15 protein-coding genes and 1 riboswitch are annotated in these 16,416 nt (G+C 49.8%); of the genes, 8 read left to right on the top strand and 7 right to left on the bottom strand.

What is annotated here, in order from left to right; genetic code table 11:
- Positions 1-86: 86 nt before the first annotated feature.
- Both QZ311_RS09985 and QZ311_RS09980 read right to left on the bottom strand, forming a co-directional pair.
- Positions 87-947, bottom strand: coding sequence for a GLPGLI family protein (locus tag QZ311_RS09985; protein ID WP_297067243.1), 861 nt, complete (start codon positions 945-947; stop codon positions 87-89).
- A gap of 80 nt (positions 948-1,027) precedes the next feature.
- Positions 1,028-1,888 (bottom strand): GLPGLI family protein, encoded by an 861-nt coding sequence (locus QZ311_RS09980; protein WP_297067241.1) that lies wholly within the window; start codon positions 1,886-1,888, stop codon positions 1,028-1,030.
- 224 nt (positions 1,889-2,112) lie between these two features.
- Positions 2,113-2,213, top strand: a riboswitch (TPP riboswitch).
- A 220-nt stretch (positions 2,214-2,433) separates the two neighbouring features.
- On the opposite strand from QZ311_RS09980, the gene thiD reads away from it, so the two are divergent.
- The 8 genes from thiD to QZ311_RS09940 all read left to right on the top strand — a co-directional run bounded on the left by thiD (position 2,434) and on the right by QZ311_RS09940 (position 8,878).
- Positions 2,434-3,258 (top strand): bifunctional hydroxymethylpyrimidine kinase/phosphomethylpyrimidine kinase, encoded by an 825-nt coding sequence (gene thiD, locus QZ311_RS09975; RefSeq protein ID WP_297067239.1) that lies wholly within the window; start codon positions 2,434-2,436, stop codon positions 3,256-3,258.
- Positions 3,255-3,455 carry a sulfur carrier protein ThiS gene (gene thiS, locus QZ311_RS09970; RefSeq protein ID WP_297067237.1) on the top strand — a complete coding sequence of 67 codons (201 nt, stop codon included), beginning with the start codon at positions 3,255-3,257 and terminating at the stop codon, positions 3,453-3,455. Before thiD ends, thiS begins: the two co-directional genes overlap by 4 nt.
- Positions 3,456-3,480: 25 nt before the next feature.
- Positions 3,481-4,047 carry a thiamine phosphate synthase gene (locus tag QZ311_RS09965; protein ID WP_297067235.1) on the top strand — a complete coding sequence of 189 codons (567 nt, stop codon included), beginning with the start codon at positions 3,481-3,483 and terminating at the stop codon, positions 4,045-4,047.
- A 12-nt stretch (positions 4,048-4,059) separates the two neighbouring features.
- Positions 4,060-4,701, top strand: coding sequence for a thiamine phosphate synthase (locus tag QZ311_RS09960; RefSeq protein ID WP_297067233.1), 642 nt, complete (start codon positions 4,060-4,062; stop codon positions 4,699-4,701).
- A 50-nt stretch (positions 4,702-4,751) separates the two neighbouring features.
- Positions 4,752-5,528 (top strand): thiazole synthase, encoded by a 777-nt coding sequence (locus QZ311_RS09955; RefSeq protein ID WP_297067232.1) that lies wholly within the window; start codon positions 4,752-4,754, stop codon positions 5,526-5,528.
- A 43-nt stretch (positions 5,529-5,571) separates the two neighbouring features.
- Entirely contained in the window at positions 5,572-7,278 is a 1,707-nt protein-coding gene (gene thiC / locus QZ311_RS09950) for a phosphomethylpyrimidine synthase ThiC (RefSeq protein ID WP_297067230.1), read from the top strand.
- A 78-nt stretch (positions 7,279-7,356) separates the two neighbouring features.
- Positions 7,357-8,466 (top strand): 2-iminoacetate synthase ThiH, encoded by a 1,110-nt coding sequence (gene thiH, locus QZ311_RS09945; protein WP_297067227.1) that lies wholly within the window; start codon positions 7,357-7,359, stop codon positions 8,464-8,466.
- Positions 8,467-8,602: 136 nt separating this feature from the next.
- Entirely contained in the window at positions 8,603-8,878 is a 276-nt protein-coding gene (locus QZ311_RS09940; RefSeq protein WP_297067225.1) for a hypothetical protein, read from the top strand.
- A gap of 94 nt (positions 8,879-8,972) precedes the next feature.
- On the opposite strand, the gene asnS is transcribed toward QZ311_RS09940, so the two are convergent.
- The 5 genes from asnS to QZ311_RS09915 all read right to left on the bottom strand — a co-directional run bounded on the left by asnS (position 8,973) and on the right by QZ311_RS09915 (position 16,402).
- Positions 8,973-10,364, bottom strand: a complete 1,392-nt coding sequence (gene asnS / locus QZ311_RS09935; protein ID WP_297067223.1) for an asparagine--tRNA ligase — start codon at positions 10,362-10,364, stop codon at positions 8,973-8,975.
- Positions 10,365-10,389: 25 nt separating this feature from the next.
- A complete protein-coding gene (locus QZ311_RS09930) occupies positions 10,390-11,949 on the bottom strand; it encodes a pseudouridine synthase (protein ID WP_297067221.1) in 1,560 nt (519 codons plus the stop codon).
- A gap of 307 nt (positions 11,950-12,256) precedes the next feature.
- Complete coding sequence (gene purU / locus QZ311_RS09925) at positions 12,257-13,126, bottom strand: formyltetrahydrofolate deformylase (RefSeq protein WP_297067219.1); 870 nt, start codon at positions 13,124-13,126, stop codon at positions 12,257-12,259.
- 269 nt (positions 13,127-13,395) lie between these two features.
- Positions 13,396-15,396: a type I pullulanase gene (gene pulA / locus QZ311_RS09920; protein ID WP_297067217.1), complete on the bottom strand. Its 2,001-nt coding sequence runs from the start codon at positions 15,394-15,396 to the stop codon at positions 13,396-13,398.
- A gap of 127 nt (positions 15,397-15,523) precedes the next feature.
- On the bottom strand, positions 15,524-16,402 hold the full coding sequence (locus QZ311_RS09915; protein ID WP_297067215.1) for a hypothetical protein: 879 nt from the start codon (positions 16,400-16,402) through the stop codon (positions 15,524-15,526).
- Positions 16,403-16,416 lie beyond the last annotated feature (14 nt).

Here is a 16,416-nt window from a genome sequence, read left to right as displayed (position 1 = left end):
ATACACAAAAGTGTAAATTTGGAGGGCATTTAAAAACAATAGTTGAATTTTTAAGATATATAGGGCTCTTTATTCACCGGCTAAAACTAATGCGGATAATTTGTCTCTTCGAAATCGTAGGGTGTTCTCTTGGCTTTTTTCGGAGTATTTCCGGTTTTCCTATTAACCCCATAGGTAGTGGCTATCTTGTCGGCCACCCTTGTGGTAGCGGTTATGTATTTATAGCGGTCGTTGAGATACTTGTCGCGCGTGGTCTTGAAATAGTCCATAAATATATAGATACCAACCTCGCCAAGATTGTCTTTCACAATCCCCGTGGCGGTAAAGACATAGTGGCGTTTGGCATCGTGGGCTTCAAGTATCAGACCCGGCAGGCCGCTGAGTTTCCACGGACCTTCGGACACAGGAATCTCAGGAGTGAACCATGCCGACCATCTGCGTCCGCGGAAATCAGTGAACGCGAGCTGACACTCATAGTTTAAAATAGTCTTGACGGAATCAGTAATCTCCCAGACCGGAGTCTCTATATCCTCTTCATAGACACGGTGCTCCATATCGAAGTAGTTGGTTACTGTCCACTTGCCGTCCGGCATGTTCTTGAAAACGTATTCCCACTCCCTTCCGCCGAGAGGCTTCCATATTTTAGTCCTACGTTCTTCTTCGTAATTTGCTCTAAACAACTGCCAGTAGAGATCCTTGTTATAATAAGAGATTGAGTCCTCAAAGAATTTAAGCACCGGATAAAACATGGCCGATGTCCGACCCACACGCAGGGCCATCTGTGCATCGGGCCACGGATGTTCCTCGACTTCGGCAAGAGTATCTTTCACCACATGTTTTGTGAAAAGCACTTCAAACATAGCCGGTTCCTTTAGTTCGATGCGCTGTGCATACCCCTTCACTGCCAGAGTAAAGAGAATTACGACGAATAAAATAAACTTGTTCATAATCATATTAATAAGTCGTGGTTTGTCATGGAACACCAACAAAATTAGTACATAATTATATTATGTATGGCCGGCTAAAACTAATGCGGATAATTTGTCTCCTCGAAATCGTAGGGTGTTCTCTTGGCTTTTTTAGGAGTATTCTCGGTATTAGTCTTAACTCCATAGTTTGCTGCAATCTTGTCGGCCATGCTCGTGGTAGCGGTTATGTATTTGTAGCGGTCGTTGAGATACTTGTCGCGCGTGGTCTTGAAATAGTCACGGAAAATATAAATGCCCACATCGCCAAGATTGTCTTTCACAATTCCCGTGGCGGTAAAGACATAGTGGCGTTTGGCATCGTGAGCTTCAAGTATCAGACCCGGCAGGCCGCTGAGTTTCCACGGACCTTCGGACACAGGAATATCGGGTGCGAACCATGCCGACCATCTGCGTCCGCGGAAATCAGTGAACGCGAGCTGACACTCATAGTCTAAAATAGTCTTGACGGAATCAGTAATCTCCCAGACAGGAGTCTCTATATCCTCTTCATAGACACGGCGCTCCATATCGAAATAGTTGAGTACTGTCCACTTGCCGTCCGGCATGTTCTTGAAAACATATTCCTTCTCCAGTCCGCCGATAGGCTTCCATATTTTGGTCTTAAGTTCTTCTTCGAATCTCGCTCTATCAAGCTGCCAATATAAGTCCTTGTTATAATAAGAGAGTGAGTCTGCAAAAAATCTAAGCACCGGGTAGAACATGGCCGATGTCCGACCCACACGCAGGGCCATCTGTGCATCGGGCCACGGATGTTCCTCGACTTCGGCAAGAGTATCTTTCACCACATGTTTTGTGAAAAGCACTTCAAACATAGCCGGTTCCTTTGGTTCGATGCGCTGTGCATACCCCTTCACTACCAGAGTATAGAGAATTACGACGAATAAAATAAACTTATTCATAATTATATAGTAATAAGAAGTAGTTTATAATGGAACACCAACAAAATTAGTACATAATTATTAATCTGCAACGCCTCCACCACGTCGATATTCGTTTTTAACACAATTTTAACTTTATTCTCACCCAATCCTACAGTCATAATAATAAAGAGAATGAATGTTGTGTCCGATAAAACTTTTCAACCACTACCTATTTGCTTATTCAAATATAAAAACTTAACTTTGCGGTGACAAAGGGGTGCGGGTCATTTGTTGATTCGCTGAGATGATACCCTCTGAACCTGATGCGGTTAGTACCGCCGAAGGGATTGCACTCGTCCTCACACACAGCGCAACAGTCACTGTCACACAGGCCCGACAGCCGTTGTAAACCCGAAATCGGTTTGTGACAGCCCGACAAAGAGGACTTCATTTCACCACACACATCGCTTTGTCATTTTTTTCAGGACATTAACCTCATTGCATAATTCATGCAACGCAGTGCTGATGCGAACCGACGCGCAGCCTATATATGAATTATGCGTTGAATTAAACCAGAGTAAGCGATGAGAACCTATTATCCAGTACTCACCATCGCCGGTTCGGATTCATCGGGCGGCGCAGGCATACAGGCCGACATAAAGACAATGTCGGCCATAGGTTGCTATGCAATGTCGGCAATCACCTCCATAACAGCACAAAACACCACAGGCGTACGTTCAATAATGCCAGTCAGCCCGGCTGTCGTCACCGACCAGATTGAAATGGTGATGACCGACATTCCTCCGCTTGCCGTAAAAATCGGAATGCTATGCAATGCGGAAGTGGCCGATGCCGTGGCCACATGCCTCAGTCGCTACAATCCCGACAACATCATCGTAGACCCTGTGATGGTATCCACCTCCGGCTCTGTGTTGCTTGAAGAAGACGCTGTCAACGTGCTTGTGAAAAAAATATTTCCGCTGAGCACTCTCGTCACACCCAATCTGGCTGAAGCAAGGGCACTGACAGGCGAGACAGATTTAAAACGACAGATTGACCGACTACGTGAAATGGGATGCCGCAACATCCTTATAAAAGGTGGCGACAGCGAAAATAATGATTTCAAGATCGACTATCTTTACCTCGGTGAACGAGAGGAAACTCTTGAACTGCGGGCCGATGCCGTCGACACAAAAAATACCCACGGAACGGGCTGCACACTCTCATCGGCCATCGCATCATATCTCGCCGTCGGCAACAGCCTTGCCGATGCGGTGAGACTCGGTAAGCTCTATGTCACCCATGCACTCGAGGAAGGTTCTTGGGTCACTACCGGAAAAGGCCACGGACCTGTCAACCATTTCTTCTCTCCGCGCAGACTAAAAAATTTCAATCCCAACCGACGATGAAAATAACAATCAATGAAGTTACGCTCGAACTTCCGGAAGGCTCTACACTTCAGGACGCTCTCGACGCAAAAGATATAAAGCCTCAGGGAATAGCCACTGCGCTCAACGGCGCGGTAGTCCCAGCCTTGCTGCGGGCCTCAAAGAAACTCTCGGAAGGCGACAACATTGTCATCATCAAGGCCTTCTACGGAGGGTAGACCTGTAACCGACGGACCGCTGAACATGTTGAAAATCGCAATAACCCCTGAAAACATCGACGAGAGAAACGAGGCTCTGATGGTCAGCGCCCTCATCGCCAACGGATGGGACAGAGTACACCTGCGCCATCCATCGGCATCGCTCTCCGACATGCGACGGCTCATCGAGTCGATACCACGGCAGATGCACCCTCGGCTTGTGGTCCACGACCACTTCGACCTCATCGGCCACTACTGTCTCGGGGGTCTGCATCTCAACCGTCGCTGTCCTGCCGCACCAAAAGACTACAAGGGAGGACTAAGCCGGTCGTGCCATTCAATCGACGAAGTAATGGACTGCCGGGCAATGGACTATGTGACCCTCAGTCCCATATTCGACAGCATCTCCAAATCAGGCTACACGGCGGCATACACCCATGAAGAACTCTCGCGCCTGACCGGCGCGCCAACTAAAGTCATCGCACTCGGAGGAGTCAACCCCGAACGCATCAGCTTCCTCAGGCGTTACAATTTCACAGGCTTTGCGATGCTCGGCGCTCTGCCTTGGGGAGAAAACGTCAGCGAAATGACTGATTTCATCAAAGATTTCTAAACAATAAAAAATATGCTACAGTTCATAACCCATCCATCAGACAGATACTCGATAGCCGAAGAAGTGCAGATGGCACTTGAAGGCGGCTGTAAGTGGATTCAGCTTCGCCTGAAAGACGCAAGTGACGAAGAATTCCGCCAGACGGCCCTCGAAATCATACCGCTTTGTCAGGAAAACGAAGCCTTCCTCGTGTTCGACGACCGCGTCGAGCTGGCGATGGAGATGTCGGTCCACGGCGTACATCTCGGCAAAAACGACATGAACCCGCTGCTCGCACGCGAAACAATGGGAGCGGAGGCCATCATCGGATGCACTGCCAACACTGCTGCCGATATAAAGGCATTCAAAGGATGGGATGTCGACTATGTAGGGCTCGGTCCGTTCCGCTATACGACAACAAAAGAAAAACTATCGCCCGTCATAGGCCTCGACGGATATGCGGCCATAGTCAATGAAGTGCGTGCAGAGGACATATTGCTCCCTATCGTGGCAATCGGAGGAATCACTATCGACGATATCGACGCAATCATGCAGACGGGTGTCAACGGCATAGCGATGAGTGGCGCGATAATCAATGCACCGGATCCTGTAGCCTATACACGGCAGGTGCTTGAAAAAATCCACGAAGCAGCCGCGAAATACCGCAAACGCTAAGACGCGATAAACTTCTGAAAAATCAAAATAACAATATATAGTAACCACCTATGAACGATATTCTGACCATAGGGGGAAAGGATTTTACATCCCGTTTGTTTGTCGGAACAGGCAAATTTTCCTCCAACAAGCTCATGCTTGAATCAATCCTCGCTTCTGAATCCCAGATGATTACAGTTGCCATGAAACGCATTGACATGGAGCATGAGGAAGACGACGATATGCTTCGCCACATCAACCGCGACCATGTGCAGTTTCTCCCCAACACCTCCGGTGTGCGCACCGCCGACGAAGCCGTCCTCGCCGCAAACCTTGCTCGCGACTGCTTCGGCACAGATTTCATAAAACTTGAAATACATCCCGATCCGAAGTATCTCCTCCCCGACCCTGTAGAGACTCTCAAAGCGACTGAGATACTCGCCAAACAGGGATTCAAAGTGCTCCCCTACATTCAGGCCGACCCTGTGTTGTGCAAGCGCCTCGAAGAAGCCGGCACTGCGGCTGTTATGCCCCTCGGAGCACCTATCGGTACTAACAAGGGACTCAAGACACGCGATTTCCTTGAAATCATCATCCGCGAGAGCCGTGTCCCGGTCGTGATTGATGCCGGACTCGGAGCTCCATCCCATGCAGCAGACGCAATGGAAATGGGAGCTGACGCTGTGCTCGTCAACACAGCCATAGCCGTTGCAGGCGACCCGGTAGAGATGGCCGTGGCATTCCGTCTGGCTGTCGAGGCCGGCCGACGCGCATATCTCGCAGGACTCGGCACGGTATCCGATTCGGCCTCGGCCACCAGCCCGCTCACTGAATTCCTGAATCTATAAAAACATATCCATTCCATCACAACCTCATCCATCGGAAACCAGTATGAAAATTGAAAATATCGATGTGAACTCTTATCCGGGTTCTGAGAAAGTATATATCGAAGGCAAGCTGCACCCGATACGCGTAGCTATGCGACGTGTCAACCTCACCCCTACCGTAAAAATTGTCAACGGAGAAAAAATGACACGCAAAAATGAGCCTGTCTATGTCTATGACACAAGTGGCGTGTACACCGACCCTGATGTCAGCGTCGATATCAACGCCGGACTACCACGGTTGCGCGAAGAATGGATAGCGCGTCGCGAGGACCTCGAACAGCTCCCCCACATCACCTCTGATTACGGACGCATGCGTGAGGCCGACCACACACTCGACAACATCCGCTTTGCCCACCGCTATGCGCCACGCCGTGCAGCCGAAGGCCGCGAAATAACACAGATGGCACTTGCACGTCAGGGCGTAATCACACCCGAGATGGAATATGTGGCCATACGTGAGAACAACAACGCCGAGGCGCTTGGCATCAAGAGCCATATCACTCCCGAATTCGTGCGCGACGAGGTTGCAGCCGGACGCGCCGTAATCCCGGCCAACATCAATCACCCGGAGGCCGAGCCGATGATTATCGGCAGGAACTTCCTCGTGAAACTCAACACCAACATCGGCAACTCAGCCCTTTCGTCGGGCATCGAGGAGGAGGTAAGCAAGGCTGTGTGGAGCTGCTACTGGGGCGGTGACACACTCATGGACCTCTCGACAGGCGACAACATCCACGAGACTCGCGAATGGATCATCCGCAACTGCCCTGTCCCCGTCGGCACAGTCCCCGTCTATCAGGCTCTCGAAAAAGTCAACGGCAAGGTAGAAGACCTCACTTGGGAAATCTATCGCGACACCCTCATCGAGCAGGCCGAGCAGGGTGTCGACTATTTCACTATCCATGCAGGCGCTCTGCGCGCCCATGCCGACATGGTTCAGGAACGACTGACTGGAATCGTGTCGCGCGGAGGCTCAATCATGACGCGATGGGCAGTCATCCACGATCAGGAAAACTTCCTCTATACCCACTTCGATGAAATATGCGAGATTCTCGCGCGCTACGACGTGGCCGTGTCGCTTGGCGACGGACTGCGCCCGGGTTCAATCCACGATGCCAATGACCGCTCGCAGTTCCTTGAACTCGATGTCCTCGGAGAGCTCACAGAAATCGCGTGGCGACACAATGTGCAGGTGCTCATCGAAGGTCCGGGCCATGTCCCCATGCACAAAATCCGCGAAAACATGGAGCGCCAGATTGACAAATGTCACGAAGCTCCGTTCTATACCCTCGGCCCGCTCACAACCGACATCGCACCCGGCTACGACCACATCACGTCGGCCATCGGAGCTGCACAGATAGCATGGATGGGAACAGCAATGATATGCTACGTAACTCCCAAAGAACACCTCGCGCTGCCTAACCTCGAAGATGTGCGCAACGGCGTAATCACATATAAAATAGCAGCCCACGCTGCCGACATAGCAAAAGGCCACCCCGGCGCACAGCTCCGCGACGATGCAATGAGCAAAGCTCGTTTCGAATTCCGCTGGAAGGACCAGTTCAACCTGTCGCTCGACCCCGCACGCGCAAAGCAGTATTATGTCGAGAGCCATAAGGTCGACGATGATCATTTCTGCACCATGTGCGGTCCTAACTTCTGTGCTATGCGCATCACCCAGCAGCTCGTCGACGACTGCGCCAAGAACTAAACCAATCCTACAGTTCATTTATAGCGGACATCTCTCTGTCCGCTATAAATGAATCCATGATTACGAAAAGTCAAGATTATGTTTTCTGACGAATTAAAGAAATATGACTGGGACGAGACAACGCGTTTCATTGAGTCGCGAACAGCCGCCCATGTCCGCATGGCACTCCGCAAGGAACATCTCAGCGTGGAGGACTTCATGGCGCTCATCTCTCCGGCTGCAGAGCCGTTTCTCGAGGAGATGGCACAACTTAGCCACCGTCACACACTCGAGCGTTTCGGCAAGACAATCTCGATGTATATCCCGATGTATGTCTCCAACGCCTGCACCAACCACTGCGTCTACTGCGGTTTCAACCACAACAATCCACTCTCACGCGTGACCCTCACCTTGGAGCAGGTGAAAGCCGAATGCGAAGCCATCCGTAAACTCGGACCGTTCGAGAACCTTCTGATTGTATCAGGCGAATTTCCGGCGCTCAACGGTGTCGACTATCTCGAACAGGTGCTACGTGTGTGCCGTCCATACTTCAACAATCTCACCATCGAAGTGATGCCGATGAAGAGCGAAAGCTACGCACGTCTGGTCGAAAGCGGACTGAACGGAGTGGTGTGCTTTCAGGAAACCTACAATGCCGCCAACTATAAGAAATATCATCCCAAAGGGATGAAGTCGATTTTCGAATGGCGCGTCAACGGTTTCGACCGCATGGGTCAGGCAGGAGTCCACAAAATCGGCATGGGTGTGCTCATCGGACTGGAAGACTGGCGCACGGATCTGGCGATGATGGCTCGCCACCTGCAATATCTGCGCAAAAATTACTGGCGCACCCGCTACAGCGTCAACTTTCCGCGCATGTGTCCGGCCGAGGGTGGCTACCAGCCCAAAGTGGTGATGAGCGACCGCGAACTGGCACAGGTGACATTCGCATTCCGCCTGTTTGACCACGATGTCGACATCTCCTATTCGACACGCGAAGACCCGGAATTCCGCGCAAACATGATGAAACTCGGAGTGACATCCATGAGCGCAGGCAGCAAGACCGAACCGGGGGGCTATGTCTCGACCCCCGACGCCCTCGAACAGTTCGAAGTCTCCGACCCACGTTCGCCTCAGGCTGTGGCAGCCGACATCCGCCGTCTGGGATATGAAGCCGTGTGGAAAGACTGGGACAAGGTGTTTGACTGAAATTTTAATCCTTATCACAGATAAGCTCCGAGAAGACCAGACAACAAAAACGCCTCACTGCAAAACTTTTTCACAGTGCAATCCTTTATATAGTAAAGGAAATTTTATGAAACTCACATATTAACTATTTTGTATTATGAAATCGTTTGGCAAAGGTCTATTCTGGATTGGTTTTATACTCCTGATGGGAGTTGTGATCGGTTATCTTATAACCATGCTTGCAGGTGTCATGGCATTCGCATCATGGGTGACGGCACTGACATTCTGCGGCCTGATTTTAGTCGGTGGTATTTTCATGCTTATCGGACGAGCATCTGAACGCAAAGGCGAAATCAAACGTCAGATGAAGGATCTTCAGGAAGCTGAAAAAAACTTCAACTCAACTGAGGCAACCGGTAAAACCACAATATAACGCCGTTTTACAATCAATTAAAATAAAAAACGTATCACCTGAGCAACAAGGCCCGGTGATACGTTTTTTATTATCTGATAATCGATAAGGACTTTTAGAATTCAGCTTTGCCCGGAGTACGGGGGAAAGGAATCACGTCGCGGATATTAGTCATGCCGGTCACGAAGAGCACAAGACGCTCGAAACCGAGACCGAAGCCGGAGTGAGGAACTGTGCCGAAACGGCGGGTGTCGAGATACCACCACATATCCTTCATCGGGATACCAAGTTCGTCGATACGCGCGAGAAGCTTGTCGTAGCTTTCCTCTCGTTCCGAACCACCGATGATTTCACCGATGTGCGGGAAAAGCACGTCCATTGCGCGGACAGTCTTGCCATCCTCGTTCTGCTTCATGTAGAACGCCTTGATTTCCTTGGGATAGTCGGTCAGAATGACAGGCTTCTTGAAATGCTCCTCGACGAGATAGCGTTCGTGCTCGCTCTGAAGGTCAGTTCCCCAATGAACCGGGAATTCGAACTTCTTGCCCGACTCTTCAAGGATTTTGACACCTTCGCCATATGAAAGACGAACGAAATCGTTGTTTACAACGAATTTCAGACGTTCAATCAGATCCTTGTCATACATATCCTGAAGGAATGTGATGTCGTCAAGCGAATGTTCGAGAGCGTAGTTGATACAATATTTCACGAACTCTTCGGCGAGGTCCATATTATCGGTGATGTCATAGAAAGCCATTTCAGGCTCTATCATCCAGAATTCCGAGAGGTGGCGGGGTGTGTTGGAGTTCTCGGCACGGAAAGTCGGACCGAAGGTATAGATCTGTCCGAGGGCTGTAGCACCAAGCTCGCCTTCGAGCTGACCTGATACGGTCAGAGCTGTAGGCTTTCCGAAGAAATCCTGCGAATAGTCAACCTTGCCTTCCTCATCCTTGGGAAGATTGTTCAGGTCAAGAGTGGTGACCTGAAACATAGCTCCCGCACCCTCGCAGTCACTTGCAGTGATGAGAGGAGTGTGGAGATACTGGAATCCGCGTTCGTTGAAGAACTTATGGATGGCAAAAGCGAGTGTGCTGCGCACACGGAGCACAGCCCCGAATGTGTTTGTGCGGGGACGGAGATGTGCGATTTCGCGAAGGAATTCAAGAGTGTGGCCCTTCTTCTGAAGAGGATATGATTCCACATCGGCAGTGCCGTAGACCTCAAGCGACTCAGCCTGAATCTCACATGTCTGGCCTTTGCCCTGCGACTCTACGAGAAGACCTTTGACACAAATGCTTGAACCGGTGGTGACAGGCTTGAGTTCCTCATCGGTAAACTTGGCCATGTCAAACACAATCTGTATATTCTTAATGGTCGAACCGTCGTTGAGCTGCACGAACTGCACGTGTTTGTTTCCACGGCGGGTACGCACCCAGCCTTTGGCCAAAACCTCAGTGCCGATAAGGGCAGCGTCTTTGAGAAGATCGACTACTTTAGTCCTTTTCATTTGCAAGTGTATTCTAATTTAAATTTTATTCGAATGAACCCATTTTAAGGAAGTTGACTTCTTCCTGAGTGAGATAGCGCCAGCGTCCGCGGGGAAGATTCTTCTTGGTAAGACCTGCGAAGTAGACACGGTCAAGCTTGGTCACATGATAACCGAGGCTTTCGAAGATACGGCGCACGATGCGGTTACGTCCGGAGTGAATTTCGATGCCGGCCTGATTGCGGTCAGTCTCGGTGGCATAAGAAATTGCGTCGGCGTGGATAGGACCATCCTCAAGCTCGATGCCGTCGGCGATGCGCTGCATGTCTTCCTCGGCGATATCCTTGTCAGTCCATACGTGATAGATTTTTTTCTTCACGAATTTCGGATGAGTAAGCTTCGATGCGAGGTCACCGTCGTTTGTGAGAAGGAGCACACCGGTGGTGTTGCGGTCAAGACGGCCGACGGGATAGATGCGCTCTTCGCAAGCACCCTTCACGAGATCCATGACAGTGAGACGGCCATTGGGATCATCGCTTGTGGTCACACAGTCCTTCGGTTTGTTAAGAAGGATGTAGCACTTGCTTTCGAGAGTCACAACCTTGTCGTTGTATTCAACAACATCGTTGTGTGAAATCTTTGTTCCGAGTTCGGTCACGACCTCTCCGTTGACCTTGATGAGACCCTGCTGAATGTATTCGTCAGCTTCGCGGCGCGAGCAAAGACCTGCGTTGGCCATGAACTTGTTGAGACGAATCTGCTCGTTTGGATCGGGAACAGGCACTTCATACTCTATGCGGCGTGGACGCGGAGTGAAGCTGCGGCCACCCTGAGGCATGCCATACTGATTCTGACGGGTGTTGGGTTTCTTGAAGCCCTGCTGGCGGTTGTTGTTGTAGCCGCCCTGACGGTTGTTGTTATAGCCACCCTGAGGACGGTTGTTGTTATAGCCACCCTGCTGGCGGTTGTTGTTGTAGCCACCCTGAGGACGGTTGTTGTTGTAGCCGCCCTGCTGGCGGTTGTTGTTGTAGCCACCCTGAGGACGGTTGTTGTTGTAGCCGCCCTGCTGACGGTTGTTGTTGTAACCGCCCTGACGGTTGTTGTTGTAGCCACCCTGACGGTTGTTGTTATAACCGCCCTGACGGTTGTTGTTATAATGATTACCGTTATTGTTGTAACCGCCCTGATTGTAGCGGTTATACTGAGGACGGGGCTGATAGCCGCCCGCATTCTCACCATCGGCAGTGTTTGTCACACTACCTTCGGCAGCGCTCTGAGGCTCACCTTCAAGCTGAGGGTTGGCCATTGGGCGTGGCTGGTAGTTGTTGTAACGGTTGTTATTGTTGTTGTAACGGTTATAGCCTCCCTGATTGTTGTTGTAACGGTTGTTGCCATATCCTCCCTGACGGTTATTGTTGTATGGTCTGGGCTGATAGGGACGGTTGTTACCATAGGAGTTATAAGATCCCTGATGACGCTCCTGCGAATCAGACTGATGGTTTCCCTCCTGTGTGTTGAAGTCGTTTTTGAGATTTTCGGCACTGTCTGAGCTCACCGGGCGCACTCCGATACGCGGGCGCTTGCTTTTCTTTTCGTTGCTGTCCATGAATAATTTTAAATTTTGAGTTGAGATAAATTTGATTAGTGCATGCCTCGCGGCTGTCTTACGGTTGATGTTCTGCTGTTTTAGTTTGTTGTTCGCCCTAAAAGGGCTTCGTGTTAACTGGTTGAAAAATTCGTTTTTAATGCCAATTTTTCCTATCGGATATAGTCATGTATGGAACAATAAGCCCCCTGCATAACTCACATGCAAAATTAGAAATAATTTTTTTTTTATCCTATAGAATTCTGATGAATTTTTAACATCATACATGGGCTGTCATAAGCGAAAACCATTAAAAGGAGCCTAATGTTCAACTAAAAACGACTGTTTTGTTGTCATAAGTCAGAATCTTACGCTGGATATGCTTCTCGACAGCACGTGACAACACTATTTTTTCAAGGTCACGTCCCTTTTTCACAAGTTCGTCGATTGTATCCTTGTGACTGATTCTCACCACATCCTGCTCGATGATAGGACCGGCATCAAGGTCGGCTGTCACATAGTGGCTTGTCGCGCCTATGAGCTTGACTCCGCGCTCGTAGGCCTGATGATAGGGCTTTGCACCGACAAAGGCCGGAAGAAACGAATGGTGGATATTAATGATACGGTTTGGATAACGGTTGATGAAATCCTCGGACAGAACCTGCATATAGCGGGCAAGCACGATGAAATCGACCCCGTAGCGGTCAAGAATCTCAAATTCGCGCTGCTCCATCTCTGCCTTGTTCTCGCGGTTGACAGGTATGTGCTCGAAGGGGATGTTGAACTGCCGTCCTGCGATGGCAAGATCCGGATGATTGCTGATGATCACCGGAATATCCACATCCCACTCCCCGGCCATGTGGCGCGCAAGCATGTCATAAAGACAATGTGACATCTTGCTCACGAATATGGCCATTTTCTGACGGCGTTTCGAGAAGCTGATACGATAGGTCAGCTCGTAGCGCTTGGCATAAAGTGTGTTGAAATATTCGTTGATTTTTTCAGACGGGATAAGAAAATTTTCCAGTTCCCATTCGACACGCATGTAGAAAATGCCGTTGACACGGTCCACATACTGGTCGAGATATATTATATTGCCACGGTTTGTGGTGATGAAGTCGGTTATCACCGCGATAATCCCCGGCTGATCGGGGCAGTGCATTCTTAGTATGGCCGTTGGCTTCTTTTTACTTTCCACTTACCTTGAGTTTTTTCGTTTTGTAAAATATTCCGCAAAATTACAGACTTTTCCATAAATACCCTATAAACAACAGCATAAAGTTTAAAATCACACATGTTTTATGAAAATTAGAACTGCACAACGTTCAATAAACAACAAAACAACAGATTTTAGCCTGTTAATCAGGAGTCGTATCCGTTGATTAGGAGGCAAAATCTGTTGTTTTGTTGTTTAAGAAAGTCCGTTTCCCTTAGAGGCTTTTAAATTGTTTATTTTTAAACAGTCTCTTACTTTGTCAGGGCGAGAATCAAGGCTGAACGCGGGGCGACTGTCATTTTGCCACCTTTCGCAGCTCTGAGTCCGTCGGCATTGATATTGCCGTCTTCGGCTATCACGGTCCAGTTGCCTTTGGGAATTTTCACTTCGCGTGGCTCGTCAGCCCCGTTGAACACGAGTTTGATTTCCTTCCATTCATCACCGTTGGCATTGCCGGTCAATGAATATGAAATCAGGTTAGGCTCTTTGACATCGTCAAACTTCAGATATTTCTGCACCTGTTCGGCAGTTGTCATGCGGAAAGCCGGATGCTCTTTGCGAAGTCTGATAAGCTCCTTGTAGTAGTTGAACTGGCCGGCATTGTCATGCTTCAGATTCCAGTCTATGGCATTGATGGAGTCGGGCGACTTGTAGGAATTATGGACTCCCTTCTTATCGCGGAAAATTTCTTCACCGGCAAAAATGAAAGGTGTTCCCTGCGAAGTCAGCACGATTGTCTGCGCAAGACGAGCCGCACGCTGACGTTCAGCGTCGGTTGCGTCGGGCATCGACTTGCGGAGCTTGTCGGTGAGCATGAGGTCGTCGTGACACGACACATAATTTATAATCTGTGTCGGAGCTGAGGCATAAGGGAATTTCGAGTTGTTGCCCTTCGAATAGTCGACCTGCGGATGTGCGGTAGCCCCGACGATACCGATTTTCACGGTCTCTTCAAGGCCAGGCTTGCCGGTGGCGAACCCTCGGTCGGAAGCATCGGTATAATGTCCCTTGATAGCGTCGCGGATATCATCGCTGAAGACTGCTATCTGCGGCATCTTTGCAACATTTTCCTTAAGTGCGCGCTTTTCGACAGGCAGTGGCGAATCGCCTGCGGTCCAGCCTTCGCCATAGACAAAAATGTCGGGATTGATTTCCTTGAGAGCCGCTGCAACCTCGTTCATGGTCTCGATGTCATGGATAGCCATAAGGTCGAAACGGAATCCGTCGATATGATATTCCTTAGCCCAGTATTTCACTGAATTGATTATGAAATCACGCATCTGCTGGCGATCAGATGCTGTCTCGTTGCCACAGCCGGAAGCGTCGCTATAGCTTCCGTCCTGACGGTGACGGTAATAGTAGCCGGGAGCGGTCAGCGAAAAGTTCGAACCGTCGTTTTCAGCCGTATGGTTATAGACCACGTCCATTATCACACCGATACCGTTGTCATGGAACGCCTTGACCATCTCTTTCATCTCCATGACACGTGTCGATGGATCTGAAGGATTGGTAGAATAAGAGCCTTCAGGCGCATTGTAGTTCTGGGGATCATAGCCCCAGTTATAGGTATTAGCCGGGAGGTTGGCTTCGTCGACACTGTTGTAGTCATAGGACGGGAGGATATGGACATGTGTCACACCGAGTTCCTTCAGATGGTCGATACCTGTTTTGTCGCCCTTTGGCGAACGGGTGGCCTCCTCGGTCATTGCAATAAACTTGCCCTTGGCAGCGATGCCCGACGATGGATGTACCGAAAAGTCGCGGTGGTGCATCTCATAGATGACAGCATCATTGATATGCTTGATTGCAGGACCTTTGTCAAGATTCCACCCTTCAGGGTTTGTTTTAGCGAAATCAATAATGGCGGCACGATTGCCGTTGACTCCTACAGCCTTGGCCCACACACCGGGAGTCTCGTCAAGCCATTTGCCCTTGTCGAGAATCGAGAATGTATAGAATTTGCCATAGAGTTTTTCAGGGACATTGGCCACCCACGTCCCGCTTTCGCCACGAGTCATGGCAATCGTATCGGTTGCGGAGGTGTTGACGCCCGTAGGGTAAATAATGACGCGTGCGCCCTCGGCCGCCGGCGACCACAGACGCCAGTGCGTACCACTGTCATTGACTGTCAGTTCAAGGTCTTCGCCACCATAGGCGGGATAAGTCTTAAATACGGCATCGGCATTCTGAGCCGCAACGGCAGAAGCCGTGCCGAGTGCAAGCATTGTCACGATTGATAATCCTTGGTTCATTGTTGGAAATGGTATTAATTAAAAGTGAAAAGAATCGGGAGCCGAAACCCCCGATGCAAGTATGAAAAAATGTAATATAATCTGTGTGTTTTGTTTGGAGAGAGTTTTTGAGGAGAGCCATAAAATATCAGTCGACTTCAATCACAAGGAAGTTTGAAAGCTGCCAGAACTTTTCAGGATTGGTAATTCTGATGACCTTCTGACCGTTTTCGTCAACAATCGAATACGAGTCCTTGGGCTGGGAAGTCATGATTTTTGCCTTCTTGCTGTGAGTCGGAATCTGAGTCAGCTCACGGCGGTCGGCGGTGGTGAAGTAATTCTTGTCAAAATCACCCTTCATAACCTTGGTCTTGCGGAGGAAACCTGATTCAAGAATCTTCTTTTCCTTAAGTTCCTTTCCTGTACCGATGGCATAATATATGGTGTTGAGCTCTTTGTCGGCGGCAGTAGCGGCCTCTTCAGCGGCCTGCTTCTGCTCGCGTTCGGCATTAAGACCGATGTTGAGCGAATCGTTGGCGGCGTCAAGACTTGTCACCTGTGCGCTCAGCTCTTCAATCTTGATATTGGCGCTTGCAAGCTGATTGGTCAGAGTGGCGATTTCGGTCTGCTGCTCTGCAATCTGGGCTTTTAGGTTGGAGACGGTGCGCTTGAGTGTAGAGCTTTCGCCACCGGCTGCCGCAAGTTTCTTCTCCAGCTCTTCGAGACGCTGACGACGTTCCTGAAGCGCCTGCTGGATAGCGATCATGTCGTTCTTGATTTGTTCCTTTCGTGAGGCTGACTCTCCGAGCGAACCGGGAGTGGCGATGATTTTTTCCAGATCCTTGATCTGTGACATGCCGTCGGAAATATCATTTACAAGCACGAGAAGACTGTCCTGAGTGGCGAGTGTCTCACGAAGGTCGCCTTTGAGTTGTTCGTTCTGGGCTTCTGCTTCGCGGAGTTTACCTCCATTGCATGAAGAGAGGATTGCAGCTGCTATGACTGCCAATGTCGCGATCTTTTTCATAAATTTCGTAGTTG

The sequence above is a fragment of the uncultured Duncaniella sp. genome, assembly GCF_910578445.1.
Taxonomy (GTDB): domain Bacteria; phylum Bacteroidota; class Bacteroidia; order Bacteroidales; family Muribaculaceae; genus Duncaniella.
The sequence above is the reverse complement of the archived record's forward strand: the minus strand, read 5'-3'. Positions and strand labels throughout refer to the sequence as shown.